General features: G+C 62.7%; 22 protein-coding genes and 2 pseudogenes. 21 read left to right on the top strand and 3 right to left on the bottom strand.

Going from position 1 to position 25,567, the window contains the following annotated elements:
- The first annotated feature begins 2 nt into the window (after positions 1–2).
- The 9 genes and pseudogenes from THI_RS02320 to THI_RS18705 form a co-directional block, all read left to right on the top strand.
- On the top strand, positions 3–2,288 hold the full coding sequence (locus THI_RS02320; protein ID WP_013104618.1) for a TonB-dependent receptor: 2,286 nt from the start codon (positions 3–5) through the stop codon (positions 2,286–2,288).
- Positions 2,275–2,628, top strand: a complete 354-nt coding sequence (locus THI_RS02325) for a carboxymuconolactone decarboxylase family protein (RefSeq protein ID WP_231836332.1) — start codon at positions 2,275–2,277, stop codon at positions 2,626–2,628. Before THI_RS02320 ends, THI_RS02325 begins: the two co-directional genes overlap by 14 nt.
- A 33-nt stretch (positions 2,629–2,661) precedes the next feature.
- The gene (locus tag THI_RS02330) at positions 2,662–2,976 is read left to right on the top strand and encodes an EthD family reductase (protein WP_013104620.1); all 315 of its coding nucleotides are present in this window, start codon (positions 2,662–2,664) and stop codon (positions 2,974–2,976) included.
- A gap of 28 nt (positions 2,977–3,004) precedes the next feature.
- Positions 3,005–3,823, top strand: coding sequence for a tetratricopeptide repeat protein (locus THI_RS18700; RefSeq protein WP_013104621.1), 819 nt, complete (start codon positions 3,005–3,007; stop codon positions 3,821–3,823).
- A 312-nt stretch (positions 3,824–4,135) separates the two neighbouring features.
- A complete protein-coding gene (locus tag THI_RS02345; protein WP_013104216.1) occupies positions 4,136–5,455 on the top strand; it encodes an IS1182-like element ISThsp1 family transposase in 1,320 nt (439 codons plus the stop codon).
- Between the two features lie 350 nt (positions 5,456–5,805).
- Positions 5,806–6,801 carry an HlyD family secretion protein gene (locus tag THI_RS02350; protein WP_013104622.1) on the top strand — a complete coding sequence of 332 codons (996 nt, stop codon included), beginning with the start codon at positions 5,806–5,808 and terminating at the stop codon, positions 6,799–6,801.
- The gene (locus tag THI_RS02355; protein WP_013104623.1) at positions 6,798–7,739 is read left to right on the top strand and encodes an ABC transporter ATP-binding protein; all 942 of its coding nucleotides are present in this window, start codon (positions 6,798–6,800) and stop codon (positions 7,737–7,739) included. The genes THI_RS02350 and THI_RS02355 overlap by 4 nt, the downstream gene beginning before the upstream one ends.
- Complete coding sequence (locus THI_RS02360) at positions 7,736–8,692, top strand: ABC transporter ATP-binding protein (RefSeq protein WP_013104624.1); 957 nt, start codon at positions 7,736–7,738, stop codon at positions 8,690–8,692. Before THI_RS02355 ends, THI_RS02360 begins: the two co-directional genes overlap by 4 nt.
- Before the next feature lie 67 nt (positions 8,693–8,759).
- Positions 8,760–8,945 (top strand): annotated as a pseudogene (locus THI_RS18705) (ABC transporter permease); the annotation flags it as partial.
- A gap of 191 nt (positions 8,946–9,136) precedes the next feature.
- Here the strand turns inward: THI_RS18705 and istB are convergent.
- Complete coding sequence (gene istB, locus THI_RS02370; RefSeq protein ID WP_013104225.1) at positions 9,137–9,955, bottom strand: IS21-like element ISThsp2 family helper ATPase IstB; 819 nt, start codon at positions 9,953–9,955, stop codon at positions 9,137–9,139.
- Positions 9,948–11,468 (bottom strand): IS21-like element ISThsp2 family transposase, encoded by a 1,521-nt coding sequence (gene istA, locus THI_RS02375; RefSeq protein WP_013104226.1) that lies wholly within the window; start codon positions 11,466–11,468, stop codon positions 9,948–9,950. Before istA ends, istB begins: the two co-directional genes overlap by 8 nt.
- A gap of 44 nt (positions 11,469–11,512) precedes the next feature.
- On the opposite strand from istA, the gene THI_RS02380 reads away from it, so the two are divergent.
- The 3 genes from THI_RS02380 (at position 11,513) to THI_RS18005 (ending at position 14,368) form a co-directional block, all read left to right on the top strand.
- Positions 11,513–12,547, top strand: a complete 1,035-nt coding sequence (locus THI_RS02380; RefSeq protein WP_013104625.1) for an ABC transporter permease — start codon at positions 11,513–11,515, stop codon at positions 12,545–12,547.
- A 4-nt stretch (positions 12,548–12,551) separates the two neighbouring features.
- Positions 12,552–13,685, top strand: a complete 1,134-nt coding sequence (locus THI_RS02385) for an ABC transporter permease (protein ID WP_013104626.1) — start codon at positions 12,552–12,554, stop codon at positions 13,683–13,685.
- A gap of 212 nt (positions 13,686–13,897) precedes the next feature.
- Positions 13,898–14,368 carry a Bax inhibitor-1 family protein gene (locus THI_RS18005; RefSeq protein ID WP_013104627.1) on the top strand — a complete coding sequence of 157 codons (471 nt, stop codon included), beginning with the start codon at positions 13,898–13,900 and terminating at the stop codon, positions 14,366–14,368.
- A gap of 83 nt (positions 14,369–14,451) precedes the next feature.
- Here THI_RS18005 and THI_RS02395 read toward each other — a convergent pair whose 3' ends face one another.
- Entirely contained in the window at positions 14,452–14,814 is a 363-nt protein-coding gene (locus THI_RS02395; protein ID WP_041608869.1) for a hypothetical protein, read from the bottom strand.
- A 246-nt stretch (positions 14,815–15,060) separates the two neighbouring features.
- Here THI_RS02395 and ppsA point away from each other — a divergent pair, with 246 nt between their 5' ends.
- The 9 genes and pseudogenes from ppsA (at position 15,061) to THI_RS19465 (ending at position 25,361) form a co-directional block, all read left to right on the top strand.
- A complete protein-coding gene (gene ppsA / locus THI_RS02400; protein WP_013104630.1) occupies positions 15,061–17,490 on the top strand; it encodes a phosphoenolpyruvate synthase in 2,430 nt (809 codons plus the stop codon).
- Positions 17,487–18,446 (top strand): LOG family protein, encoded by a 960-nt coding sequence (locus THI_RS02405; protein WP_013104631.1) that lies wholly within the window; start codon positions 17,487–17,489, stop codon positions 18,444–18,446. The genes ppsA and THI_RS02405 overlap by 4 nt, the downstream gene beginning before the upstream one ends.
- 2 nt (positions 18,447–18,448) lie before the next feature.
- On the top strand, positions 18,449–19,831 hold the full coding sequence (locus THI_RS02410) for an MBL fold metallo-hydrolase RNA specificity domain-containing protein (RefSeq protein WP_013104632.1): 1,383 nt from the start codon (positions 18,449–18,451) through the stop codon (positions 19,829–19,831).
- Between the two features lie 29 nt (positions 19,832–19,860).
- A complete protein-coding gene (locus tag THI_RS02415) occupies positions 19,861–20,226 on the top strand; it encodes a carboxymuconolactone decarboxylase family protein (RefSeq protein ID WP_013104633.1) in 366 nt (121 codons plus the stop codon).
- 32 nt (positions 20,227–20,258) lie between these two features.
- Complete coding sequence (locus tag THI_RS02420; RefSeq protein WP_013104634.1) at positions 20,259–21,311, top strand: thiamine pyrophosphate-dependent enzyme; 1,053 nt, start codon at positions 20,259–20,261, stop codon at positions 21,309–21,311.
- Positions 21,312–21,321: 10 nt separating this feature from the next.
- Positions 21,322–22,326 carry an alpha-ketoacid dehydrogenase subunit beta gene (locus THI_RS02425; protein ID WP_013104635.1) on the top strand — a complete coding sequence of 335 codons (1,005 nt, stop codon included), beginning with the start codon at positions 21,322–21,324 and terminating at the stop codon, positions 22,324–22,326.
- Positions 22,323–23,579, top strand: coding sequence for a dihydrolipoamide acetyltransferase family protein (locus THI_RS02430; RefSeq protein WP_013104636.1), 1,257 nt, complete (start codon positions 22,323–22,325; stop codon positions 23,577–23,579). Before THI_RS02425 ends, THI_RS02430 begins: the two co-directional genes overlap by 4 nt.
- Positions 23,576–25,239, top strand: a pseudogene (gene pgi / locus THI_RS02435) (glucose-6-phosphate isomerase). The gene THI_RS02430 and the pseudogene pgi overlap by 4 nt, the downstream one beginning before the upstream one ends.
- Entirely contained in the window at positions 25,236–25,361 is a 126-nt protein-coding gene (locus tag THI_RS19465) for a hypothetical protein (protein WP_255356515.1), read from the top strand. The pseudogene pgi and the gene THI_RS19465 overlap by 4 nt, the downstream one beginning before the upstream one ends.
- The last annotated feature ends 206 nt before the right edge of the window (positions 25,362–25,567 follow it).

A 25,567-nucleotide genomic window follows, 5' to 3' on the forward strand; every position in this document is an offset into this window, starting at 1 on the left:
CCATGGTTCACGAACAGAAACTCCGACCTGCCGCACTGACCCGCATACTTGCCCTGTCCGCCTTGGCACTGGCATGGCAGGGAAGCGCCGAAGCCCAACCCGTTCTAGTGGCTGCTGCATCAGCTCCGGTATCGACGGCCGCTTCGCCCGTGGTGCAGTTGCAAACCGTGACCGTCTTTACTGGCAGCACCGAGGGCTTTCGCGCCCCGCCGAAGCATGCCTATGCAATTGACAACGACACCCTCAAGCAGCAGCCCGCCACCAATTTCCCGCAACTGCTGGCGCAGCATCTGCCCGGCGTGGCGCTGACCCACGAGCAGGGCAACCCGCTGCAGCCCACGTTGCACTTCAACGGCTTCGCCGCCTCGCCGCTGCTGGGCACACCGCAGGGCCTGTCGGTGTTTCAGGACGGGGTGCGGGTGAACGAGCCCTTCGGCGACGTGGTGAACTGGGACCTGATTCCTACCAACGCCATACGCTCCATCCATCTCGTGCCCATCACCGACCCAGTGTTCGGTCTCAACACCCTGGGCGGTGCGGTGTTGCTGCACACCGAGGACGGCCTGTCGGCGCCAGGCGGCGACGTCGGCATGGAATTCGGCAGCTTCGGCAAGACATCCGAGCAGGCACGTTATGGCACCCATGCGGGCGACTGGAGCTATTTCTTTGCGGTGCAAAACCAGCATGAGAACGGTTTCGCCCCCTATACCGCCAGCAGCGACCGCAGTCTGTTTGGCAAGGTCACGCGCCGGGCGAACGGTAACGACTTGGACTTCAGCTACACCTTCGCCAAAAGCCATCTGGCAGGCTCGCAGACGCTACCCAAGCAGTGGATGAACACCCCCACGGCCGTCTACACCGCACCGGACAACATCGACAACCAGCTCAATTTTTTCAACCTCGGCGACACCCAGAGCCTGAGTCCGCACTGGCAGCTTGCCGCGCAGCTGTATTTGCGCAACAGCGACCAGAGCGGTTTCAACAGCAACGTCAATGGCAACTATGACGGCAACACAACCACGTTGGGCAACTCGGTGGCCGACAACGTCCTCAATGGCCTGCAGCAGCAAAGCCGAGGCCTGAGCCTGGCCCTGCATAACGACAACCCACTGTTCGGCCTGGGCAACCACGCCAGCCTGGGGATGAGCGTGGACCACCAGTCGGTGGACTTCACCCAGATCCAGCAGGCCGCCACCTTCACGCCGCAGCGCTACACCGTGGGAGTCGGCCCGTTCGACCAAGGTCCGGTGAGCCTTGGGGTGCGCAACCGCTACAGCGGCGTGTACTTCACCGACCGCTTGGCGGCCACGCCCTGGCTCGACCTCTCTGCCGGCGGGCGCTACGAACGCGCCAACGTCGATATGACCGACAGGCTCGGCGGCGCGCTCGGTGGCAACCACAGCTACAGCCGCTTCAACCCCAGCGTCGGTCTGGACCTGCATCCCAGCCCCAAGGCCTCGTACTACCTGCGCTATGCCGAGGGCATGCGTGTGCCGATGGCTGTGGAACTCACCTGCGCCAGCCCTGACGCCCCCTGCACCCTGCCCAATGTGCTGGTGGCCGACCCCGACCTGCACCTCGTCATCGCGCGCACCGCGCAGGCCGGCGCGGTGTGGAAGCTGGGTTGGATCCGGGTTCATGCCGAATACACCCACACGCAGTTGAACAATGCCATCCAGTTCATCAGCCTGGCGAACATGACCCAAGGCTATTTCATCAACATTCCGCAAGAGTTGTTCCGTACCGCCACCCTGGACCTGACCAGCGGCAGCGAGCGCTGGCTGTGGTCGGCCTCCATCAGCCACACTGTGGCCACCTACGAGTCCGGCTTTCAGGAGCCCAGCGCGAGCAACTCCAGCGCCGACGCCAACGGCAACATCCAGGTGCAGCCCGGCAACCGCCTGCCCAATATTCCGACGTGGAGCGTCAAGCTACTTGCTCAATATCAGCCTAGCGAACGCCTGCAACTGCATGGCGCAGTTGTGGCATACGGCGCGCGCTATGCGCAGGGTGACGAGAACAACCAAGACAACAACGGCCGGGTGCCGGGCTATGCCGTGGTCAATCTCGGTGCGCAATACAAGCTGGACCAGCACTGGCGCCTGAATCTATCCATCCACAACCTGTTCAACCGCGTGTACGCCGATTTCGGCCAGCTCGGTGTGAACGAATTTACCGGCGCCAACCGCAGTTTCAGCAGCGATCCCGCCACCTGGCAGAACACCCAGTTCGTCGCCCCAGGCGCCCCCAGAGGCATCTGGCTGGGGGCAAGCTATGCGTGGAACTGATGCAAGTTTTATTCAACCACAAGTGAAGGAGATACACATGTACTCAATGGACAAAATTAAACATCTCGACACTCTCGGTCGGCATGCCCCGGCCGCGATGCAGGCTTTCGCCGCGTTTGATGCGGCAGCCATGGCACCGGGGGCGTTGTCTGTGCATACCAAGGAATTGATCGCGCTTGCCGTGGCGCACACGACGCAATGCCCGTATTGCATCCAGATCCACGTCGACCGCGCCCGCAAGGCCGGGTGCAGCGATGCTGAAATTGCCGAAGCGGTTCTCGTGACCGCCGCATTACGCGCCGGTGCCGCCGTGACCCACGGCACGCATTGCTTTGCTTGATGTTCCAAAACGCAGCCTCTCTGGAGTCCAACCATGATTCAAGTCAGCGTGATGTACCCGAACCAGGACGACGCCCGGTTCGATATGGCGTACTACACCGAAATCCACATTCCCCTAATACGCAAGCTCACCGGCGATGCCTGCCGTCGCGTCAGTGTGCAGCGCGGGCTGGGCGGGCCGCAACCGCATTCCAAGCCAACCTATGTGGCGCTGGGGCATTTGTACTTCGATTCGGTGCCCGCCTTCGAACAGGCGTTCGGTCCGCATGCCCAGCAAATCATGGCTGACCTGTCCAACTTCACCAACCTCAATCCCACCATCCAGATCAATGAGGTCGTTGTGGAGTGATGGCATCAATATTTCAGGAGTGCGAATCATGGCGTACCAATCCAGAACGTGCAGGCGCGTGGTAAGCAGTGTCGCCTGTGCTCTCTCCCTCTTTGTCACGATTGCTGCTGCAGACGCTCAGTCCGATGTCCTAGATGTGTCAAATTGGCATTCAAAAAGAGCTGCACCTGTCGAGAGCGCGGACGTGCTCAAGCACGAAGCTGAATCAGGAAAGTTGGAAGCGCAACTGCGTTACGCAAAATACCTGTTCGATCATGACGAGAAATCCATCGCAGTTCTTTGGCTGACAGAGGCGAACAATCAAGGGAGTCTCGAGGCCGAATACCTGCTGGGGCAGCTATATGAGAATGGCGATGGCGTCGCGCAGGATTTCGAGCAGTCGCGGTACTTCTTTGGCAAGGCAGCCGATCAAGGGTATGCCCCGGCGCAGTACAAGCTCGGAAAGTTATTGATCAACTCCGAGTTCGACGATCCTCAGATGGACACCACATCTGACCGGGAACTGCAGAAAAAAATTACCAGAGGAGTTACGTTGCTGCGTAAGTCGGCCAATTCCGGATATGCACCATCCCAATACGAGATGGGCCTGCTTGCACTCAACGGCAACATGACCGAAAAAAACCCGCAGGAGGCATTTTCATACCTCAAGAAGGCAGCTGATCAGGGAGTAGCCGCCGCGGCATACATGACGGCAACTTGCTATGCATCTGGAATCGGAACTGCGATCAACACAGAGTCTGCTAAGCAGTATCTGCGCAAGACAATAGGCCTCGCTGGCCTGGAGTCCGATTATGGACGCGATGCAGAATCGAAGCTGAAAGAACTTGGAGTGTCGGCGAACCATTGATCCGGCCCGTCGAAGGCTGAAATGCATCCGAACGCCCTCAAGTTTTGTGATGGATGGACAAGTGCGACGACCGCAGCAAGCCCTGCGGCTACAGCTGGAAAGAGGGGGCCAAGGGAATCTCCTTGCCGACCCTCTCGGCGCAAGAGTCGCTCCTGCTCGTGATGGCGCGCGCGCTTGCAGGCCTCGGCTGCGCCGTTCTGTGTGTCGAATCAGTAGTGTCTGGTTTATTGGCTGTCAGCGAGCCGCCTAGGAGTGTGGGCGGCAGAAGGTTGTTGAGGTCGACGTAGGACGGTGGGCGTGCGTTAATACGGCATGCCCACTAGTTACCGCCCCTATGAGCCGGACCAGGTGATGCTGCTGCCGGCGGCGCCGCAGGACTGGCTGCCGCCGGGTCACCTGGCTTACTTCATCCACGACACGATTGACACGCTGGACCTGAGCGCGTTCTACGCGCGCTATGAGGGTGGCGGAGCGCGCAACCAGCCCTTCCATCCGGCGATGATGGTCAAGGTTCTGGTGTACGGCTACGCCACCGGGGTGTTCAGCTCGCGCAAGATCGAGCGCCGGCTGCACGAGGACCTGGCGTTCCGGATGCTGGCAGCAGGGAACTTCCCCAAGCACCGCACGATCCGGGATTTCCGTGCGCTGCACCTCCAGGAATTCTCGGACCTGTTCGTGCAGGTCGTGCGCCTGGCGCGCGAGATGGGTCTGGTCAAGCTGGGCACGGTGGCCATCGACGGCACCAAGGTCAAGGCCAACGCGAGCCGCCACAAGGCCATGAGCTATGCGCGCATGCAGCACACCGAGGTCGAACTGAAAAAGCAGATCGACGCGCTGCTGGCGCGCGCCAAGGCCACCGACGAGGCCGAGGCGCAGGAGCCCGAACTCGACATCCCGGCCGAGATCGAGCGGCGCGAGGCGCGACTCGATGCGATCCGGCAGGCGCGCCAGCGGCTGGAACAGCGTCAGCGTGAAGCCGACGCGCAGCGTGGTCGCAGTGACGATGATGATCGCCGTCCCCGGGGGCCGGATGGGAAGCCGCGGCGCGGTGCGCGGTTCAAGCGCGACTTCGGCGTGCCCGAAGACAAGGCGCAGGAGAACTTCACCGACCCGGACAGCCGCATCATGAAGCGCGCCGGCGGCGGCTTCGACCCCAGCTACAACGCGCAGACGGCGGTGGACGAGGCTGCGCACATCATCGTGGCTGCGGAACTGGACAACACGGCACCCGATGCCAACTGGCTGCTGCCGATGATCGATGCGATCCAGGAGAACCTGGGCGCGCTGCCCGCGCTGGGTCTGGCCGACGCGGGCTATCGCAGCGAGGACAACCTGCGCGATGCGCCGATCGATCTGGTTGTGGCCTTGGGGCGCGAAGGCAAGCAGCACGCGGCCATCGATGCCGCGCGGCTGCCGCACACCGCGGCCATGGCCGCGAAGATGCAGACCGCCGCGGGACGCGCCGCCTATCGCAAGCGCAAGTGGATCGCCGAGCCGCCCAACGGCTGGATCAAGAGCGTGCTGGGGTTCCGCCAGTTCAGCCTGCGCGGCCTTGAGCGTGTACGCGCCGAGTGGAAACTCGTCTGCGCAGCACTGAACCTCCGGCGGATGGCCTCGTTGGTTCCCGCCTGAACAGAAATGGGGGCACAGGCCGCCCCGCACAACACGCCCGCTGCTGCCCTCTCGGGGGCGTGAGACGACCGGCCATGCCGACCGTGCCCGAAAAACAGTCCGCTCGCCCAGCATCGGCGCTCCGGCACAGGTTCACGGAATTCTGCCGCCCAGACTCCTAGTGGGTATCTGTGACAACCGGATAAACACGAAAACTTCTTGTGGCCGGAGTAACAGCTGCGAACCCAGGGCGCATCCGGAATGTCCGGGGCTATGGAAAGACGCAGGGACTACACATCTATCTTTTCTCCGTGCAGCGCGTGACACTAGACTGAGTGTTCTTTTATTCTTGTCCGCCGGGAAGTTTCATCATGAGCCGCCGTCGTCTTGTCTGGACTGGGCTGGTCGCAGCGCTGATCGTTGCAGCGCTGCTGGTGTGGGTTTGGCCGCCTGCGCATCGTTGGGTGTTTGGCCCTGGCGCGGCGACCAACCACGTCGTGGTCAGCGGAAATATCGAAGCGCATCAAAGTGTGCTGAGTTTCACCAACGTGCAGGCGCCCATCACCGAGTTGCCCTTCGACGAAGGCAAAGCCGTCACAGCTGGCGCCGTGCTGGCGCGGGTGGATAGTCGCGTCTATCAGCAACAACTCGCCATCGATGAGGCCTCGCTTGAAGCGGCCGCCCGGCAGGTCGCCGTCGCGACCAGCAATCTGGCTGCGTCCCGCAGCACAGTGGCCAGTGACCGTCTGGACTTCGCGGAAAAGCAGCGTGATCTGCAACGCAACGCTGGGCAGCTTGAGGCTGGCGCCATCTCACGCCAGACATACGACTTATCGAAAACTGCGGCAGGCCAGTCTGGCGCCGTGCTGGCTCGTGATGAGGCGCTCGTCAAGGTTGCAGCCAACAACATCGCTCTGGCTCAGGCTAACCTCAAGACAGCGCAGGCCAAGGTGGCACTCGATCGTGTGACGTTGTCGTTCACCACTTTGCGCGCGCCATTCAGCGGCGTGCTGGCGGTTCGACAGGCGGAGTTGGGCGAGCTGGCTGGCCCTGGTGTGGCGATTTTCACGCTAGACGATCTCGACCATGTCTGGCTGCGGGCCTATATCAACGAGCAGGACCTGGGCAGCATCCGCCTGGGCGAGGCAGCCTCTGTGACGACCGACACCTACCCGGGGCATGTCTACCACGGGCGCATCGGTTTCATCGCTTCCCAGGCGGAGTTCACCCCCAAGACCGTTGAGACGCATGCCGAGCGCGTCACTCTGGTTTATCGCATTCGCATTGATATCGACAACCCGGCACACGCCTTGTTGCCGGGCATGCCGGCCGACGCCTCCATCGCTCTGTTACCTCCCGAAAAATGAGCGCGATCGCCAGCGATCCGGCTGTGCAAGTGCATGCACTGACCAAGCGCTTCGGCGCGGTGCATGCTGTGCGCGGCGTGGAGTTCAGTGTGGGGAAAGGCGAGATCTTTGGCCTTGTCGGCCCGGATGGCGCGGGCAAGACAACCACCATGCGCATGCTTGCCGGAGTGCTCCATCCAGACGCAGGAGCGCTCCTGGTGGATGGCGTGGACGTGGTGCAGGACCCGGAAGCCGCCAAGCTGCGTCTGAGCTACATGCCGCAGCGCTTTGGCCTGTATGAAGACCTGACCATCGCGGAAAACATTTACTTCTATGCCGAGCTGTTTGGTATTCCGCGCAAGCAGCGCCTCCAGCGCAGCAAGGAACTGCTCGATGCCGCCGGACTGGCCGGGTTCGAGCGCAGGCTTGCTGGGCAGCTCTCTGGCGGCATGAAGCAGAAGCTGGGCTTGGTTTGCGCGCTGATTCATACCCCGCGCGTGCTGCTGCTCGACGAGCCGACCACAGGCGTGGACCCGGTGTCACGGCGCGATTTCTGGGCCATTCTCTACAACCTGCGCGAAAGCGGCGTGGCCATTCTGATGGCGACCGCCTACATGGACGAGGCCGAGCGTTGCTCGCGTCTGGCGCTGTTCCATGAAGGGGAGATCCGCTATTGCGACACGCCGGCTAGGCTGAAGGCCGCCATGCCCGGCGCACTGCTCGCCATCGTGACGGCACAGCCGCGCGCTTTGCGCGATGTTCTCGCGGGCAAGCCGGGCGTGCTGGGCGTCTTGCTCATGGGAGACCGAGTGCATGTGCGGGTGGATGATGCTGCCCAGCGGACGCCCGAACTTCAATTGCTGCTCGCGACGCGGGAGTTTGCTGAAGCCCGCATCGAGACGGCCGATCCTGGCATCGAAGATGTCTTCGTGGCGCTGCTGGGAGGGCAGGGCAAATGAACCCTGCTCAGGATCCCGCAGTTGTTGCCCAAGGGCTGACCAAGCGGTTTGGTCACTTCGTCGCGGTCGATCATCTCGATCTATCTATTGCGCGCGGTGAGGTGATGGGGTTCATCGGACCAAACGGCGCCGGAAAGTCCACCACGATCCGAATGTTTTGCGGGCTGGTCACGCCCAGCGCGGGGCGCGCCACGGTGGCGGGTTTTGATGTGGGCAGCCAGTCGCAGGCCGTGCGTGAGCACATCGGCTACATGTCGCAGAAGTTTTCGCTCTACGGCGATTTGACTGTGGCCGAGAATCTGCGATTTTTCGGCGGCATTTACCGCGTACCGCAACAGGAGATGGCTGAGCGTGTGGCGTTTGCCCTGTCGATGGCCGGGCTGGAGGGGCGGGAAAACGCGCTGGTGGCCACGCTTGCGGGCGGCTGGAAACAACGGCTGGCGCTGGGCTGCGCCATCCTGCATCGGCCGCCGGTGCTTTTCCTTGATGAGCCGACTTCCGGCGTAGAGCCGGAGGCGCGACGAAAGTTCTGGGATTTGATCCACCAGTTGGCCGCCGGTGGCGTCACCATCCTGGTGTCCACACACTACATGGACGAGGCCGAGTATTGCAACCGGATTGCCCTGATTGATCGCGGCAAACTTATGGCCGTTGGCAGCCCTGGTGAACTGCGCACTAGAGAGTTAGGCGGCGAACTGGTAGAGGTAGCCTGCGCGCCACTGGGTGCTGCGCGCACGGCGCTACTGACCGCGCCTGGCGTGGTCGAGGCGGCCATCTTTGGTGATAAGTTGCATGTCGTGCTCGGGCAGGGCGGACTCACGTCCGAAACCTTGCCGGACTTTCTCCAGACGCATGGGGTGCAGACAGGACAGATTCGGGACGTGGTGCCTAGCCTGGAGGACGTATTTGTTCGCATCGTGTCACGGGCTCAGGATGCGAGGAGCGCGGCTTGAGCTTCACACCCGTGAATCTGCCCGCAGCGAGGCTCGCGCCGGACCAGCGCCATGCGGGAGGTTGTGCATGAACCTGCGCAGACTGCTGGCCATGGCTTACAAGGAGGCGCTGCAGATCTGGCGCGATCCGCGCAGTCTCGCCATCGCGCTGATCATGCCTTTGATGCAGATGGGTTTACTCGGTTATGGCGTCAGTCTGGATATCAAGCATGTTCCTCTTTGTGTCTATGACCAGGAGAACAGCCAGTGTTCGTGCCGATGGAATTTTGACCCACCGTGCCGATTCAATTTTGACCCGGGGTCTAAGGCCGACTGCGTCGCAGTCGGGTGTGGATAAGTCTACGGTTTTTGCGTGGGGTTGGCTCCTGGTGGGTGGGTTTGGATCCTTGGGGCAAGCTGCGTCGGGCGTAGCCCAGAGCGGCTTGCCCCAAGGGCTTGTGGGGGTCAAAGCGGTGTCTCGGGCTCAGCGGGCTGGGGTGCCTGTGCTGTGCCCGAACGCCTTTGCTCCCGCGCCTTGATGCGGGTCTTGGCGGTTTCCGTGCTGTGACGGAAGCGGTAGCTCTCGTTCCCGGTTTCCAGAATGTGGCAGTGGTGTGTGAGCCGGTCGAGCAAGGCGGTGGTCATCTTCGCATCGATGAACACGCTGGACCACTCGCCGAAGGCCAGATTGGTCGTGATCAGCACGCTGGTGTGCTCGTAGAGCTTGGACAGCAGATGGAACAACAAAGCCCCGCCCGCCTGACTGAAGGGCAGATACCCCAGCTCATCGAGAATGACCAAGTCCATACGCAAGAGGCTTGCCGCAATCCGCCCGGCTTTGCCCTGCGCCTTCTCCTGCTCCAGCGCGTTGACCAGATCGACGGTGGAGTAAAACCGCACCCGCTTGCCGTGCTGCGTGATGCCCGCCACGCCGATGGCCGTGCCCAGATGGCTCTTTCCCGTGCCGGGCCCGCCCACCAGCACGACGTTGTGCGCGGCTTCGGTAAAGGCCATGCTGGCGAGTTGCCCCACCAGCGTGCGATCAACCCTTGAGGCATCAAAGTCAAACCCCGCTAGATCGCGGTGCACCGGGAAGCGGGCCGAGAGGATTTGATGGCGTACCGAGCGCACGGCGCGATCTTCCTGCTCGGCCTGCAGCAAATGCTCGACGAGCCACTGCGCGGCATCCAGCCTGGCGTTCGTCCCCAGACCTTGCAAATCGGCCCAGGCGCCGGCCATGCCGTGCAGCCGCAACGCCTTGAGTTCCGCAATGACCTCACGCATGATCTCGCTCCTCGTCAGTCACCCGCAGGCGGTCATAGCGGGCCGTGTCGGCGCGGGGTGGATCGGCCATCGTCAAGGCCGTGGTCACTTGGGCGGGCTGGGGGCCGGTCTGCAAGCGCCCCATCACGTTGACCACATGCTCCACGCTGATGCGCCCGGACGGGGCCGTGGCTTCCAGCACCAGCGCAGCGGCCACCAGGACCGCCTCCAGCCCGGATGCGGGCACCAGCGCCAGCACCTGGGCCATGAGCCGGTCGCCCCCGTCTTGCCGCAGCAGCGCCTGGCGCAGTTGCTGCAAGGGCTGGGGCAGATCGGCAAACGGCGCGCCGTTGCGCAACGCCCCGGGTTTGCGTTGAATCAGCGGCACATAGTGCTGCCAGTCGTAGGTGGTCTGTCCCCGGTTGGCCAGCCGCGCATGGCGGGCCACACACACGCCGTCATGCACCACGACCACCTCGGTGGGATACACCCGGGTGCTCACCCGCCGCCCGGCGAGTTCACAGGGCACGGAGTAACGATTGCCAGCCATGGCCACCAGACAGGTGCTGCTGACCTTGACCGTGTTGTCCACATAGCCGTCGAACGCTGTGGGCATGGGCATGAGGTGCGGCTGCTCGTGCTCGAGCATCTCGGCCACGGTGAACTGGCTGAACTCGGGATGGAAGATCTCCTGCCACAAGCCACGGCAGCGCATGGCCAGCCAGGCATTGAGTTCGGCAAAGGAGCGCCAGGGCGTCGACAGGGCCTCAATCCACACACGTCGCCTGCTGTCCTGGACGTTCTTCTCCACCACCCCCTTCTCCCAACCGGAAGCGACGTTGCAGAAGTCGGGGTCGAACAGGTAGTGGCTGCACATCGCCGCAAAGCGCGCGTTGACGTCGCGCTTCTTGCGCGGGTGCACTTTGTCGACGGCTGTCTTCATGTTGTCATAGATGCCGCGATGCGGCACTCCGCCGAAGGCGGCAAACGCCTGGGTATGGGCGTCAAACAGCATCTCGTGACCTTGGCTGGGATAGGCCCCCAGCCAGAAGGCACGGCTGGCGCACAGCTTGACGTGGGCAACCTGCACGCGGTACGGCACGCCGCCCACCACCATGCTCTCTTCACTCCAGTCGAACTGGAAGGCTTCGCCCAGCGCAAACGTCAAGGGCACGAAGGCGTGCACAGCGCTCGTGCCATCGGCCTGTCGCCAAGCGCGCAGTAAATCGGTGACGCGGCTGTAGGCGCCGTCATAGCCTTGTCGCTTCAACTCGGCATGCAATGCCCTGGCCGTGCGCCGCTGCGCTTTAGGACGCTGCGCATCAATGGCCACGGCCTGCCGGAGCCACTCCACATAGGGCGCGAGCTTGCGCGAGGGTTGTGTTCGCCGCGCCGCGTACCGCGGTACGACATCGCCCGGCTGGCGTAGCCAGGTACGCACCGTGTTGCGCGACAGCCCCGTACTGCGGGCAATCTCTCGAACGGATTTGTTCTGGCGGAAATGCATCCGCCGGATCTTGCCAATCATGTCCATGGTGATCACTCCTGCTCCCCGTGCCTAAAAAAGCAGCAGGGTAGGTGGAACACCCGGGTCAATTTTGCGTCGGCATAACCTTCAAAAGTGGGTCAATTTTCGTTCGGCACGAACACAGCCAGCTCAGTCGGGCCATTGACAGCCGGTTTCAGGCCGCAGGCTGGTTCTCCATCACCCATGTGCTGCATAGTCAGGCAGACCTGCGCAACGCCATGAATGCCGGTCAGTGCATTGCTGCAGTGGTCATTCCGGTGGACTTCTCGCGGCATCTGGCGTCAACGGGAACCGCCTCCATTCAGGCGATATTTGATGCGACAGATGTCAACACCACCAATATTGCGCAGGGCTACCTCCAAGGCGTGATTGCCCAAACGAATGCGCAAATCCAGGCGCAATGGCGGGCAGCGCATGGGGTGCAGCCCACATTGATCGGGCAGGTCAATCTGCAGCCCAGCACCTGGTTCAACGAAACACTCGACAGTCGCAACTTCATCATTCCAGGGGTTGTGGCGGTCATTCTGGCGCTGGTGGGCGCGCAGCTGACCTCACTCACCGTCTCGCGCGAGTGGGAGCGCGGCACCATGGAGCAACTCATTTCCACGCCCGTCACCGCGCTGGAGGTCATGCTCGGCAAGCTGTTGCCGTACTTCGTGGTCGGCATGGTGGATGCGGTGGTCTGTCTCGGCCTCGCGGTGTATTGGTTCGGGGTGCCAATGCGCGGCAATTTGGTCACGCTGTTTGCCGCCACGGCGCTTTTCAGCATGGTGATTCTTGGGATTGGCTACCTGATTTCCGTGCGCATCCGCAGCCAGCTCGGCGCCAGCCAGATTGCGCTGCTGGTGACCATGCTGCCCACCACGCTGCTGTCGGGGTACACCTTTCCGATTGATCAGATGCCCGCTCCGATCCAGGCGCTCACGCTGATCGTCTATCCGCGCTACTACGTCACCATTTTGCGCGGCATTTTCCTCAAGGGCAGCGGGATTGCCGATCTTTGGCAGCCACTGCTGGGACTTCTGATCTTTGCCGTGGTCATTGTCTACCTCGCGGCGCGTGCATTCCACAAACGTTTGGACTGAGGCGATGTTCGAACGCTTGCGCGCCATGTTGATGAAAGAGTTCCTGCAGATCCGGCGGGACCGGTGGGCCATGTTTCGCCTGATCGTGCCCATGATCATTCAAATGCTGGTGTTCGGCTACGCCGCAACATTCACCGTGCACCACGTCGCCACGGTGGTGCTCGATCTCGATCAGAGCCAAGCCAGCCGCTCTCTCATTTCGCATTTCGTGGCGTCCGGCCGATTTGATGTGGTCGAGGCCGCGCGTAGCCGCGCCGAGGTGACGCATGCGATCGACAACGATGTCGCGGTCCTGGCCATCGTCGTGCATGCCGGGTTCCAGCAGGATCTGCAGAACGGTAAAGGTGCGCCTTTGCAGGTGATAGTTGATGGCACGAACTCGAACACAGCGCTCATCGCGCTGGGTTACATCAGCCAGATCGTCGCGCAGTTTTCCAGCGACGAAGCCAGTCGGCTGATGCCACCCCACGCCAGCCTCGCCGCTCCTCAAACAGGCATCAGCCTGCAACTGCAGCCCTGGTTCAACCCGGGTTTGGAAGATCGCTGGTTTTTTATTCCCGGTGTGATTGGTAGCCTGACCTTGCTGCAGGTGGTGAGTCTGACGGCGTTCGCCATCGTGCGCGAGAGAGAGGTGGGCACACTGGAACAGATCATGGTCAGTCCGATCCGCTCGGTGGAATTCATTCTGGGCAAGACGGTTCCATTCTTTCTCATTGGACTGGGGGACATCCTGCTGGTCAGCGCCATCGGGATCCTATGGTTCAAGGTGCCGTTCATCGGCGACCCGCTCGTTATGTTGGCGGGCTCTATGCTGTTCTTGCTTGCGGCCGTCGGGATGGGCTTACTGCTGTCGACCTTCTCCAAAACGCAGCAGCAAGCCTTCGCGCTGAATTTCTTTTTCGTCAACCCGTTTTTCATTCTCTCCGGTTTTGCATTTCCCATCGCCGCCATGCCGCAGGTGCTGCAGTGGTTCACGCTGATCAATCCTCTGCGTTATTTTTTGGTGGTCATTCGCGCCGTCTTTCTCAAGGGCGTCGGGTTTGTGGTGCTTTGGCCCGATCTCACGGCGCTGGCTGCGCTGGCGGCAGTGATGCTGGCAGTGAGCGTGCTGCGCTTCCGCTCTTCGCTGGATGCCTGATAAGCGCGCCCCTGCGGTGGCCCGCGCAGAGTCACATCGACATGGCAAGCGCGGGTGAGGTTACATCGTCGAACAAGTCAAACAAAATCCCCGGGGTGTCATCTGATGTGCATCGATGGCAAGAATCATGAAGCCGCACAGACTCGCTATCTCGTGTTCCGGTATCCATGATGGGCCGGATCACAGACCACAGCATGTGATGGAGTTGGACCATGCCTCGACCGTCCTATTTGCTGGAGTTTGCAGGCTCCATGGCCTCTGTGGCCACCCATGCGCTGGTACGCAAAACCTATGCTCTCCTGGCGTCAACGCTGGTGGTGACTGCGGTCGCGGCCCTGTTCGGCACGAGCATGGCCTTCCCGTATCAGCCCCCCTTCATTTTGATGATCCTGGCGTTCGGTGTGCTGTTCGCCATTCTGTTCACAGGAGCCAAGCAAGGCCCACTCGCCCTTCCGCTGGTCTTTGACTTCACTGGCTTCATAGGTCTTTCCTTGGGCCCCCTGCTGGCGGTCACCAGTTCTGCCACACGCCTGCAGATACCGCCTAGGGTTTCGTCAATGCGACCGGATCGGTGGTCTGCACATGCCGAGCAAAACCGCCTATTGCTTCAGCCCCAAGAAGTTTTAACCGGCGGTGTATTTGACTCCAGGGTCCTGAAAGTAGCGCATCACCCGCTCGGATGATGTTTCCAACATGGCCGATGGAAGCTGGCCCAGTCTCACCATTGCCTGGCGACCATCACAGCGCTTGATCGACTCTTGGGGCATCATCCGCGGGCCGATTCACGCGCCTGGCTGCGCAACATCTGGGCGATCCGCGTGGTTGCCTGCCAGACCAAACAGGGAGACGTGAATGGCGAGGCTTCTTGAGCAGTCTGTTGCAGTTTATGGAACTCCTGCAGCGACTCGAGCCAGACGTTCTGTCCGAGAGGCGAGCGCTGCAGCAGCGCCTGATTGACCGAGCACGGACTGCTGCCGAGGTCTGGGCGGAGCCCGGTGCAGATCTGCAGACGACGGGCGTGGCCTGGAATCTGGCGCGGTGCGCCGGTTTGCAAGTCGACCGACCGCACGGCGCTGATGACATGGTGGCACGACTGCGAAGACCCGGCATTCGGGCTGCTGCTGCTCACGCCGCAGGCCTGGACGAACTCGGCAGGCGTGCTTCTGCGCGGGCTTGATGTAGCGCAAGGGCTTGGCGTGACGCCGCACTACGCTGAATCGGTCTTCCGCCGGATTCGCAGGTTCGCATGCTGCAGCAACCGAGTGGCGGTTTTAGTGTCTGGCACCTGGCTTTGCCCACCTCTGGGACGCCCGGCAGACGCTAAGTGCAGCAGATCGGTTGCAAAACATCACAAAACAACTCCCTGGAGAGCCGCATGAGTCACAGCACTTACATTCGTTTTTTCGACCAGATTGGGATCGGCGATGTACCTTTGGTGGGCGGTAAAAACGCATCGCTGGGTGAGATGTATCGCAAGCTGTCAAGCCAGGGCGTGCGCGTGCCCAATGGATTTGCCATTACCGCCGAAGCCTACCGTTACATGCTGGAGGCCGCAGGCGCTTGGGATGCGCTTCATGCCGCGCTCGACGGCCTCGACCCAGACGATGTGAAAGACCTCGCTCGCCGCGGCAAGCGCGCCCGCGAAATTATTTACGGCGCGGGTTTGCCCAAAGACTTGGCCGCAGAGATCATCGCTGCCTATCGCACCTTGCAGGAGCAATACGGCGAGGATGTGAGCCTGGCGGTGCGCAGCTCAGCCACCGCCGAAGATCTGCCCACCGCCAGCTTTGCCGGCCAGCAGGACACCTATCTGAACATCCGGGGCGATGAAAGCCTGCTCGATGCTTGCCGCCGCGACTTTGCCAGCCTGTTCACCGACCGGGCCATCCACTACCGAGTCGATCAGGGCTTCGACCATTTCAAGGTGGCGTTGTCCATCGGCGTGATGAAAATGGTGCGCTCCGATCTTGCAGCTTCCGGGGTGATGTTTTCCCTCGACACCGAATCGGGGTTTCGCGACGTGGTGTTCATCACTGGCGCCTACGGCCTGGGCGAAAACGTCGTGCAGGGTGCGGTTGATCCCGATGAGTTCTATGTCCACAAACCCACCTTCTCCGCCGGGCATCGCACCGTGCTGCGCCGCAGCCTGGGTGACAAGGCGGTGAAAATGGTGTTCGTCGAGGGCGAGACCCGGCAAACCACGCGCAACCTCCCCACGCCCAAGGCCGACCGCGAGCATTTTTGTCTGGAAGACGCCGATGTGCTCGAACTGGCCGACGCCGCAATCAAAATCGAGCAGCACTATGGTCATCCGATGGACATGGAATGGGCCAAAGACGGGTTGGACGGTCAGATTTACATCGTTCAGGCGCGGCCTGAAACCGTGGCCTCGCAGCGTCGCGTGACCGAAATCGAGAGCTATGTGCTCGACGGCCATGCCGAGGTGCTCACCGTGGGTCGCTCAGTGGGCGAAAAAATTGCCAGTGGCACGGCGCGGGTGATCGCCGATGTGGCGCATCTATCCGATTTCAAACCCGGCGAAGTGCTGGTGGCTGACATCACCACGCCGGATTGGGAGCCGGTGATGAAAACCGCAGCGGCCATCGTCACCAACCGCGGGGGGCGCACCTGTCATGCGGCCATCATTGCCCGCGAGCTCGGCATTCCGGCCGTGGTCGGTGCGGGCAATGCGACCAGCGCCGTTCCCAGCGGCCAGAGAGTCACAGTTAGCTGCGCCGAGGGCGATAGCGGCAAGGTTTACGACGGTATCGTGCCGTTCCACGCCGAAAAGACCGAGATCGGCGACATGCCCCGCCCCATCACGGGCATCATGATCAACATCGGCAATCCCGAGATCGCGTTCAAGACCTCGTTTCTGCCTAATGATGGCGTGGGCCTCGCGCGGATGGAGTTTGTGATCAACGAATACATCAAGGCGCACCCGCTGGCCTTGTTGCATCCAGACAAGGTCAAGAACGCAACGACGCGCCAGACTCTTGCGCACATGCTGCGCGGTCACCCGGACGGCGCACAGTTCTTCGTGCAAAGGCTCTCCGAAGGCATCGGCACCATTGCCGCAGCATTTTGGCCCAAGCCGGTGGTGGTGCGCATGTCGGACTTCAAGTCCAACGAGTACGCCACCCTAATCGGAGGTGTTGATTTCGAGCCCGATGAATCCAATCCGATGATCGGCTTTCGCGGCGCGTCGCGCTATGCCCACCCGGCCTATGCCGAGGGTTTTGGGCTGGAATGTCTGGCGATGAAACGGGTGCGCGAAGAGATGGGGCTGACCAACGTCATCCTGATGCTGCCCTTCGTTCGCCGCGTCAAGGAAGCTGATGACGTGCTCGCCGCAATGGCTGAATACGGTCTCAAGCGTGGAGAGAACGGCCTGCAGATCTACGCCATGTGCGAAATCCCGAACAACGTCATTCTCATCGACCAGTTCGCCAAGCGCTTCGATGGTTTTTCCATCGGCTCCAACGACCTCACCCAGCTCACCCTCGGGGTTGACCGTGACAGCGAAATCGTGGCCTTCGACTATGACGAACGCGACGACGGCGTGAAGGAAATGATCCGGCTGGCCGTTGAGGGGTGTCGCCGCAATGGCATCCATTCCGGGCTATGCGGCCAGGCGCCGTCGGACTATCCGGAAATGGCTGAATACCTCGTCGAACTGGGCATCGACACCATGAGCCTGAACCCGGACACCGTGATCGCCACCACCCAGCATGTACTGGAGGTCGAGGCCCGTTTGGGACGAAAGGCCGATGACAAGCCCAGCGGCGAGGTGGCTCAGCGATGAGTGATTCAACCCGCATCCCGCAACCGCCCCATCGAACGAAGCGTACCCAACCGCTGCCTTGGGAACGTCCCAAACCGGTCGAAGAAGAGGCACAGGCGCAGGCCCGGCTGCGCGCCATCATGGAGCATCCATCGTATGTCGAGGCCGACCGCGATGTGGCCTTTCTCCATACCGACGCGCACCGCGGCCTGCGATTGCAGCTCGACTATGAGAAAGCCGAGCAGGCGTTGCAGGCGCACGGCATCACTCGCACCATCGTGGTCTTCGGCAGCACGCGGCTGCGCGAGCCGCAGACGGCGCGAAGCGAGTTCGAACAAGCCCGGCATCAGGCTGCCGAGCAACCGCACGACGCAGCCGTCGCCCGGGCGCTGCGTCTGGCCGAGCGCCGCATGGCGCTGTCGCGCTATTACCAAATCGGCTTCGAACTCGGCCAGATGATCGGCGCGGCACGGATTCCAGGGCTCGCGGTGATGACCGGCGGCGGCCCTGGCGGCATGGAGGCAGCCAATCGCGGCGCGTTCGAGGCAGGGGCTGAAACCCTGGGTTTGAACATCTCCCTGCCGCGCGAGCAATACCCCAACCCCTACCTGACGCCGGGGCTGTGTTTTCAGTTTCATTACTTCGCGCTGCGCAAGCTGCACTTCATGCAGCGCGCCGCAGCCATCGTCGCGCTGCCGGGCGGCTTCGGCACACTCGATGAACTGTTCGGCGCACTCACGCTGATCCAGACCCGCAAATCCGCCCCCATTCCCATCGTGCTGATCGGCGAGTCGTACTGGCGCGGCGTGTTCAACGTCGACTTTCTGCTCGAAGCCGGCAGCATCGACGAAGAAGATGCCCGGCTGTTCTGGTTTGCCGAAGACGCGCGGGAGGCCTGGGAGGGCATTTGCACCTGGCATGCCCGCAACGGCTCGCCGCTGGAAGGCTCCGCAACCGAGTCACCACAAGGACAATAACCATGAAACTCTCCTTCCACGGCGCCGATCGCAATGTCACCGGCTCCTGCCATCTGCTGCATGCGCAGGGCAAACGAGTGCTCATCGACTGCGGCATGTTCCAGGGCAGCCATGAACTCGACGAGGAAAACGCCGAGGACTTCGGCTTCGACCCCAAGTCGATCGACCTGTTGCTGCTCACCCATGCGCACCTCGATCACTGCGGCCGCATTCCGCTGTTGGTCAAGCGCGGGTTTCGCGGCGAGATCATCACCACGGCAGCCACGCGTGAACTCACCCGTGTGGTGCTACTCGACGCCGCCCATCTGCAGGAAGAGGAGGCCGAGCGCAACACGCGTCACGCCCACCGTCGCGGCGACGCCCAGGCACAGCCGCTCTACACCACGCTCGATGCGCTCAATGCCCTGGAGTTTTTCGGCCGCACCGCGGTCTATGGGCAGACGCTGGAGCTCGCACCGGGCCTGAGCGCCACCTTTTTCGATGCCGGACACATTCTGGGCTCAGCCAGCATCCGCATTGAACAGACCGCATCGGGGGCGCACCGCTCGGTGATTTTTTCTGGCGACCTGGGCAATGGCGGCCACGCCGTGCTGCGCGACCCGCAACTGCCGCCCCGCGCCGACTCGGTGGTGATGGAGACGACCTACGGCGACCGTTTGCACAAACCCATCGAGCCCTCGATCGCCGAGTTATTCGCGGCCATCAGCGAGACCCTCAAGCGCGGGGGAAATGTCGTCATTCCGACATTTGCACTCGAGCGCGCGCAGGAGATTCTCTTTTACCTGCGCGAAGGCCTCGAGGCGGGCAAACTGCCTCGCACCTTGCCGGTCTTTCTCGATTCCCCGATGGCGATTTCCGCCACCGAAATCTTTCGCCACCACCCCGAGTGCTACGGCAACGCCATTGACGCTTTGTTTCGCGCAGGCAGCGACCCGTTTTCCTTGCCGGGGCTGCGCTTCACCCGCGAAGCCGCCGATTCCATCGCCCTCAACCGTCTGGTGGGCGGCGCGGTCATCATGGCCGGCTCGGGCATGGCCACCGGCGGGCGGGTGCGGCATCACCTGCGTCACAACCTGGGGCGGCACGAGTCGAGTGTGGTGTTTGTCGGATACGCCGCGCGCGGCACACTCGCGCGGCTGTTGATCGATGGCGCCACGAAGGTCAAGCTGTTTGGCGAAGAGATTCCGGTCCACGCGCGGCTCTACACCATCAATGGCTTCTCGGCGCACGCCGATCAGCGCGAACTGCTCGCCTGGCAGCAAGCACTCAAACCCGAGCAGACCATCCTGGTTCACGGCGATCCGGACAGCATGGACGCGTTTGCCGCGCTGCTCAAAAACACCCGGGTACAACGCCCGAAACAAGGCGATGTGATCGATCTCTGATCCCGCTTTACCACGACCTGAAAACTGCCATGACCACTCATCAGAAACTCGAAGAAATCACATCCTTGATGACTTATCTCAACAAGGACTATCCGACCGAAACCCGCGCCTTTTCCAATTTCATGCAAAAGGCGGAGGGCGGGCCCGCCCTGGACAAGCGGATGAAGGAGCTCATCAATGTGGCGCTGTCGGTGGCAGCGCAATGCGAGTGGTGCATCGCCATTCACGTCAAGGGGGCGCTGGAGGCTGGCGCGAGCCGTGACGAGGTGATGTCGGCAGGTTTCATGGCCGTGCTGATGCATGGCGGCCCGGCGATGATGTACCTCACGCCGATCCGGCAGGCGCTGGACGAACTTGGTGTGCCCGGGGGCGGCGCGGCGCGGCCTGCCGTCTGAATGCCGCCGCTGCCATTGCGAAAGGTTTCACCATGAATCGAGATCTGCATCTGCACTTTCTGCGCGATATGCTGCGCGCCCGTCGCCTTGAAGAACGCTTGGCGCAAGAATATGCGAAGGGCAATATCGGCGGTTTTCTGCATCTTTACCCCGGTGAGGAGGCGGTGGCGGTCGGGGTGCTCACCGCCGCCGAGCCGGGTGATTATGTGGTGAGCACTTATCGCGAGCATGTGCATGCGCTGGCGCGCGGCGTGCCCATGCGCGCCATAGTCGCCGAGCTGTTCGGGCGGCGCACGGGCTGCTCGGGCGGTTTGGGCGGATCGATGCATCTGTCCGATGCCCAGCGCCGCTTTCTCGGGGGCTATGCCATTGTGGGCGAGACCTACCCGATCGCCATCGGCGCGGCTTATGCCGTGCAACTGCGCGGTTTGCCCGAGGCGGTGATCTGCTTTTTCGGGGATGGTGCGGTCAACCAGGGCACATTTCACGAGTCGCTCAACATGGCCGCGCTGTGGAAGCTGCCGGTGCTGTTTGTCTGTGAGAACAACCATTACCAGATCGGCACCGAAATCCATCGCCACTCGGCTATCACCGAGGTGTACAAGCGCGCCTGCGCCTACGGCATTCCGGCGTTGCGCGCCAACGGCATGGAAGCAGAAGGGGTGCATGGCCACGCCAGCGCCATGCTCGCGCAGATTCGCGCCGGGCAGGGGCCGCAGTTGCTGGAACTTGAAACCTATCGTTATCGGGGGCATTCGATGGCCGATCCGGGCAGCTACCGCCCCGCCGTCGAGGTGGCTGCCTACACTGCGCAAGACCCCATTGGCGCCGAACTGCGCGAACTCAAGGCCCACTGCCCCGACGATGCCCTGCTGCAAAGCCTCGGGCTGGATAGTTGCGCCGCGCTTGGCGACCGTTATGTGCGCAGCGGACATCTCGACACGGCTGGGCTGGACAAACTCGAGGCCGAAATTCGCGCTGAGATCGATGATGCGGTGGCGTTTGCCATCGCCTCTGCCGAGCCCACATTCGACGATGCCCGCCGCGCGCTGCGGTGCGGCGTTGACGCCGCCACCCTGATCTGAGGAGCCTGATATGCCCACCCAGACACTCTTTTACTGGCAGGCGCTCAATCGCGCGCTTGATGCCGAAATGGCCGCAGACGACGCGGTATTTACTTTGGGAGAAGACGTCGGCCTCTATGGCGGCACCTATCGCGTCACCGAAGGACTGCAGGCCAAGTATGGCGAACGCCGTGTGCTTGACACTCCGATTTCCGAGAACAGCTTTACCGGCCTGGGGGTGGGGGCGGCGATGGTCGGGATGCGCCCCGTGGTCGAGATCATGACCGTGAACTTCGCACTGTTGGCGCTCGATGCCATCGCCAACATGGCGGCCAAGATTCCGTTCATGTCCGGCGGGCAGTTTCGCATGCCGTTGACGATCCGCATGCCCGGCGGCGTTGCGCGGCAACTCGCCGCGCAGCATTCGCAGCGGCTGGAACACACGCTGATGAATGTCGCCGGACTGCGCATCGTCGTTCCGGCCACGCCGCAAGATGCTTACTGGCAACTGCGTCAAGCCATCCGCGCTGACGACTGCGTGATCGTGCTCGAACACGAGCTGCTTAATTTCGACCAGGGCCTGGTGAGTGAAGACGCACCGGCCCCGCCGCCGCACCGCGCGATCGTGCGGCGCCCTGGACGCGATCTCACCCTCATCAGCTATTCGCGCATGGCCAATCAGGCGCTGGCCGCAGCCGAGCAGCTCGCGGCAGAAGGCATCGAGGCCGAGGTCATCGATCTGCGCTCGCTCAGCCCGATCGACTGGGCCACCTGTGCCGCTTCGGTGCGCCAGACTGGCCATGTGCTCATCGCTGAAGAAGACAGCCGCTTTGCCGGGGCGGGGGCCGAGATCGCCGCCACGCTTACCGAACGGTGTTTCGACAGCCTGCGCGCTGCGCCAATGCGTGTGGCCGCACTTGACCTGCCCACCCCCTACAACAAGCGCCTGGAAGAGCAATCCATTCCTCAACCCGCAGATATCGCCGCAGCCGCCCGCAAACTCCTGGGTCTGGCCGCCAAGGAGAACGCCGTATGACCCAGACCGCCGTCACCATGCCCGTGCTGTCTGACACCATGCAGACCGGACGCATCGCGCGCTGGCTCAAGCAGCCGGGCGATCCCGTCAAGAGCGGCGATGTGCTGGCTGAAGTCGAGTCGGACAAAGCCATCATGGATGTCGAAGCCTATGCCGACGGCGTGCTGTCCGGGCCGCTGGCGCCGGTAGATAGCGATATCCCGGTGAAATCGACCATCGCCTGGATCACCGATGCGGCGTCGGCGCCTGCGCCTGCGCCAAAAAGTCCTGCACAACCCGCTGCGCAAGCGGCGCAGACCGGGGCCTCTTTGATGCAACAAACCCCACCGCGCGCCGCGCCGCAGCCCGAGGCTCCGTCCCCTGCGCCAACCTCTGCGTCCGCCACCCCCGCCCCCCAGCCCGAACCCCAGCCCGAACCCCACGCCGCTTCCGCCCCGGCCAGCCCGGTGCTCGATGCAGCGCTGGCCGCGCGCTCTGCGGGCGGCGTCTCGCCATTCGCCCGCGGACTGGCTGCCGAGCTGGATATCGACCCTGCCTTGCTCCAGCCCGACGCTCAAGGCCGCATCACCGCCGTGCAGGTGCTTGCTGCGGCCATAGGGCCGCAACTGCCCCATCTGCAACTCGGCCCGGTGCATCGCATCGAGCGGCCAAGCAGCCTGAAGGCGGCAATGGCCGAGAACATGCAGCGCACCGTGCACACGCCCACCTTCCATGTCACCGCGGCGGTCGATCTGCAACCCCTGCACGCCGCCGCGCAGCAGGCGCATCAATCCATCAGCCTGCTGCTGGCGCGCGCCTGCGCGCTGACCGTGCAGAAACACCCGGATTTCAACGCCTGCTGGACGCCCGGCGGACTGGCGCGGCGCGAGGCCATCGACATCGCCATTGCCGTCGATACCGCAGACGGCCTCATCACCCCGGTGTTGCGCAACGCCGTCCGCCCCTTGCCCGAGCTGAACGAAGACTGGCGAGAGCTGCGCGAGAAGGTGGCGCGCCGCCGTCTGGTTCCGGCCGATTACTCCGGCGCCACCTTCTATCTCTCCAACCTCGGCATGTTCGCCGGGGTCGAGCAGTTCGACGCCATCGTCCCTCTAGGGGCCGCGGCCATTCTTGCCGTGGCGGCGCCAGCGCGCGACGGCCTGACCCGGCTCACGCTCACCTGTGACCACCGCGTCGTTGCCGGGGCCGACGCCGCGCGCTTTCTCGCCACGCTCGACGAGCAGGTGCGCGCCGTCGATGGGTTGATGGCATGAGTACCGAAACGCAAGCCACGCCGTCGGGCGCTGCGCCTGTGCCCGCCTGGGACTCGCTCGCCGCGCACCATCGCCAGATCGCCAGCCTGCATCTGCGCGAACTGTTCGAGCAAGACCCGCAACGCGGCGAGCGCATGCATGTCGAAGCGGCGGGGCTGTATTTCGATTACTCCAAGAACCGCCTGACCGACGCCACGCTGGCGCTGCTGTGCGATCTGGCCCGTCAGTGTGGTTTGCCCGAGCGGCGCGACGCCATGTTCCGCGGCGATCCGGTCAATGCCACCGAAAAGCGTGCCGCCCTGCACACGGCTTTGCGTGCGCCAAAGGGAGTGAAGGTTGTGGCGGACGGCGTGGACGTCGTGCCTGAAGTGCATGCTTTGCTCGACCGCATGGTCGACTTTGCCCGGCAGGTGCGCAACGGCCAGTGGCGCGGCTATACCGGCAAGCCCATCCGAAACGTGATCAATATCGGCATCGGCGGCTCCGACCTCGGCCCGGCCATGGCCTGCGAGGCGCTGCGACACGACAGCCACGCGGGGCTGCACATGCGGTTTGTGTCCAACATCGACCCTGCGGATCTGCACGAAGCCACCCGCGGCCTGCATGCCGAAGAAACGCTGTTCATCGTCTGCTCCAAGAGCTTTCGCACCTTTGACACCCTGACCAACGCGCGCGCGGCGCGGCAATGGTGCGTGGCCCAACTCGGCGACGAACGCGCCGTGGCCAACCACTTCGTGGCGGTGTCGAGCCAGGCGCAGGCGGTCGCTGAGTTCGGCATCGACACCCGTCACCTGTTTGGCCTGTGGGACTGGGTAGGCGGACGCTACTCGATGGATTCGGCCATCGGTCTGAGCACCATGATTGCCATCGGCCCCGACAACTTCCATCGCCTGCTCGCCGGGTTTCGAGCGATGGACGTGCATTTCCAGACTGCGCCTCTGCATCACAACATGCCGGTGCTGCACGGTTTGATCGCTGTGTGGAACAACAATTTTCTCGGCGCCGAAACTCAGGCCGTCCTGCCCTACAGCCACGCGCTGCGGCGTCTGCCCGCCTATCTGCAGCAGTTGGTGATGGAGAGCAACGGCAAGCACGTCACCGCATCCGGGCAGCAGGTGCCGCGCCCGACTTCGCCCATCGTCTGGGGCGAACCCGGAACCAACGGTCAACACTCGTTTTTTCAATTGCTGCACCAGGGCACCCGACTGGCGCCGTGCGATTTCATCGGCTTTGCCGCACCACTACTGGGCAGGCTGCACAGCATGACCTGCTCATGGCCAATCTCTTCGCCCAATCCGAGGCGCTGGCCTTTGGCAAATCCGGGCAGGAGTTGCGCGATGAAGGCGTGCCCTCCGAGCAAATCGCGCAGCGAGTATGCGAAGGCAACCGCCCGAGCAATACCGTGCTGGCAGACGAACTCTCCCCCTTCACCTTGGGCGCATTGATCGCGCTGTATGAGCACAGCGTGTTCACCCAGGGCGTGTTGTGGAACATCGATTCCTTCGACCAATGGGGTGTCGAACTAGGCAAGGTGCTAGCCACACGCATCGCCGCCGAACTGGCCGCAGGCGATGGCGCGGCGATGGCGCACGACAGCTCGACCAACATGCTGATCCGGCGCTACCGCGCGAACGCTTCGGCATCAGGAGATCTGCCATGAATCAGAACAGCCCCTTGAGCCCGATGAACATGCAAGATCTCCAGATGCAGCCGCACATGCTCGTGCGCCGCACCATCGCCTTGGTGCTGGCGGGCGCACGAGCAACGGCGTGGTACTGGTGACCCAAAAAATGCTGCGCGCCCTCTGTGTTGGAGAAATGGATGAGGACGATGATGACTGAGTTTTTGGGAGGATACCCGAGATCTGTTGTGCAGCGGAAGATTTGAGATGCTCATTAGAAAACGAACGCAGGGCCGCCCCAAGTTTTCTCATCCCGTGAATTTTGAGCCCATTTCTTTGCAGGGCTTTTTGATCTGACCCTTGGTCT

It is taken from the genome of Thiomonas arsenitoxydans, from assembly GCF_000253115.1.
Lineage (GTDB): Bacteria > Pseudomonadota > Gammaproteobacteria > Burkholderiales > Burkholderiaceae_C > Thiomonas > Thiomonas arsenitoxydans.

Coding starts and splice junctions, on each gene's coding strand:
- THI_RS02355 (WP_013104623.1), top strand. CDS start 6,798: ATGAGCGCGATCGCCAGCGATCCGGCTGTGCAAGTGCATGCACTGACC.
- THI_RS02325 (WP_231836332.1), top strand. CDS start 2,275: ATGCGTGGAACTGATGCAAGTTTTATTCAACCACAAGTGAAGGAGATA.
- istB (WP_013104225.1), bottom strand. CDS start 9,955: ATGCGTGAGGTCATTGCGGAACTCAAGGCGTTGCGGCTGCACGGCATG.
- THI_RS02415 (WP_013104633.1), top strand. CDS start 19,861: ATGACCACTCATCAGAAACTCGAAGAAATCACATCCTTGATGACTTAT.
- THI_RS02385 (WP_013104626.1), top strand. CDS start 12,552: ATGTTCGAACGCTTGCGCGCCATGTTGATGAAAGAGTTCCTGCAGATC.
- THI_RS02425 (WP_013104635.1), top strand. CDS start 21,322: ATGCCCACCCAGACACTCTTTTACTGGCAGGCGCTCAATCGCGCGCTT.
- THI_RS02410 (WP_013104632.1), top strand. CDS start 18,449: ATGAAACTCTCCTTCCACGGCGCCGATCGCAATGTCACCGGCTCCTGC.
- THI_RS02405 (WP_013104631.1), top strand. CDS start 17,487: ATGAGTGATTCAACCCGCATCCCGCAACCGCCCCATCGAACGAAGCGT.
- THI_RS02360 (WP_013104624.1), top strand. CDS start 7,736: ATGAACCCTGCTCAGGATCCCGCAGTTGTTGCCCAAGGGCTGACCAAG.
- THI_RS02320 (WP_013104618.1), top strand. CDS start 3: ATGGTTCACGAACAGAAACTCCGACCTGCCGCACTGACCCGCATACTT.
- THI_RS18700 (WP_013104621.1), top strand. CDS start 3,005: ATGGCGTACCAATCCAGAACGTGCAGGCGCGTGGTAAGCAGTGTCGCC.
- THI_RS18005 (WP_013104627.1), top strand. CDS start 13,898: ATGCCTCGACCGTCCTATTTGCTGGAGTTTGCAGGCTCCATGGCCTCT.
- ppsA (WP_013104630.1), top strand. CDS start 15,061: ATGAGTCACAGCACTTACATTCGTTTTTTCGACCAGATTGGGATCGGC.
- THI_RS02330 (WP_013104620.1), top strand. CDS start 2,662: ATGATTCAAGTCAGCGTGATGTACCCGAACCAGGACGACGCCCGGTTC.
- THI_RS02430 (WP_013104636.1), top strand. CDS start 22,323: ATGACCCAGACCGCCGTCACCATGCCCGTGCTGTCTGACACCATGCAG.
- THI_RS19465 (WP_255356515.1), top strand. CDS start 25,236: ATGAATCAGAACAGCCCCTTGAGCCCGATGAACATGCAAGATCTCCAG.
- THI_RS02420 (WP_013104634.1), top strand. CDS start 20,259: ATGAATCGAGATCTGCATCTGCACTTTCTGCGCGATATGCTGCGCGCC.
- istA (WP_013104226.1), bottom strand. CDS start 11,468: ATGGACATGATTGGCAAGATCCGGCGGATGCATTTCCGCCAGAACAAA.
- THI_RS02345 (WP_013104216.1), top strand. CDS start 4,136: ATGCCCACTAGTTACCGCCCCTATGAGCCGGACCAGGTGATGCTGCTG.
- THI_RS02350 (WP_013104622.1), top strand. CDS start 5,806: ATGAGCCGCCGTCGTCTTGTCTGGACTGGGCTGGTCGCAGCGCTGATC.